This is a genomic window from Bacillus sp. JJ1503 (assembly GCF_036965125.1).
GTDB lineage: Bacteria > Bacillota > Bacilli > Bacillales > Cytobacillaceae > Cytobacillus.
Map to the genome: position 1 here is coordinate 6851 of NZ_JBALOZ010000068.1, position 1351 is coordinate 8201.

Annotated in this window: 2 protein-coding genes; both read right to left on the reverse strand. The window is 38.2% G+C overall.

Annotated features, from left to right (window positions below; translation table 11 throughout):
- Positions 1–109: 109 nt before the first annotated feature.
- On the reverse strand, positions 110–673 hold the full coding sequence (locus V7149_RS06260; RefSeq protein WP_335344792.1) for a DUF1273 domain-containing protein: 564 nt from the start codon (positions 671–673) through the stop codon (positions 110–112).
- Between the two features lie 101 nt (positions 674–774).
- The gene (locus V7149_RS06265) at positions 775–1107 is read right to left on the reverse strand and encodes a spore coat protein (protein WP_335344793.1); all 333 of its coding nucleotides are present in this window, start codon (positions 1105–1107) and stop codon (positions 775–777) included.
- Between the last annotated feature and the right edge of the window lie 244 nt (positions 1108–1351).

A 1351-nucleotide genomic window follows, 5' to 3' on the forward strand; every position in this document is an offset into this window, starting at 1 on the left:
AACTAACAATCAGTGGGGAGGAAGCAGACTTAAAACGTTCTTCCTGTCGCAACATTTGCACTAGACACATCCTGTGCGTCGGCCCCCCACAGATTGAAGTTTCACTTTATCATTCATACTCGGCTTTCATTTGCACTTCCTCAGCTAATACTTGTAAGTCATCGAAACTGATAACTCTAATTTCATAATGACTCTTTTCCTGCTTCCTTTTCGCTTCTTCAAATAAGTATTTTGGGCTTCCCTCTTTCTCCGTATCATAAAACAAAAGCAGAACATCACTTTTTTCTACAAAAAATTGGTTCTTTATACGGAATTGCCAAGGCTTTTCATAAGGCTTTCTCGAAACAGAATCAATATAATCAGCTTGTGCCAATATCGATTCATACCATTCTTTATTTGCTTCCTTCCATGTATCTTCCTGATTCAAGAAAGGAGTTATTACGGCAAGCTGAAGATCATGGAAGCCTTCAAGCTGAAGGTCGAACACTACCTCTGCAGCCCATAGTTCTGTACCAAGCTGACCGCTAATGATTACCCATTCCAGCCCTTCGTCTAATAGGGATAAGAGCTGGTTTTTTATTGCCAATTTAATAATATGAACAGCTGGATCATCATTTTTAAATATACCGATTTCATAAGGTTTATAGCCAGATATGATTGCAACTTTAGTCATAGCACTAGCCTTTCTATGTATACATGATAATTTCAAATGATACTTGCTCACTCACCGGATATATAAAAACAAGGGCATATCCAAATATGCCCTCGCCTTGATTATTTTCTGAAATATGGTCCTGCACCGTACATTCCCGGTCCCGGAACACCGAAGCCCGGAGCTACTGCCCCTGGACCAGGTGCACCATATCCTGCAGAAGGTACAAATCCAGGTGCTGCTGGTGCAACAAACTGTTGGTTTGTCACCTCATTAACTACTGATTGCGTATGCGGGAAAGAATGCACATGCTGGAAATTATGATGGTTCACAGTAGTTGTATGACTTGGATGGATATGTGGAACGATCGTATTCTGGAAATTATGATTCACACAACATTTAGTTGGTGAAACAAAAGCAGGTAAAATATTTGTTGGTCTTGGTCCGCAAAACATATCAAGATCCCCTTTCTCCATAATTTATTTACATTAACAGCCTATGTAGATGGGGGGAATCTTGTACTAATGAAAAAACCTATTTTCTTTACTTTTTACTTATATTGTGCTACTACCTAAAGAGAAACAAAAGCAACAGGATTTCAGAAATATGTATGACCCTTTTAGAACATACTATAAAAACTCCCTTTTAAGTTGGAGAATAAACGGCTACAAATATAATAAAGAAAAAAAACAGAAATAA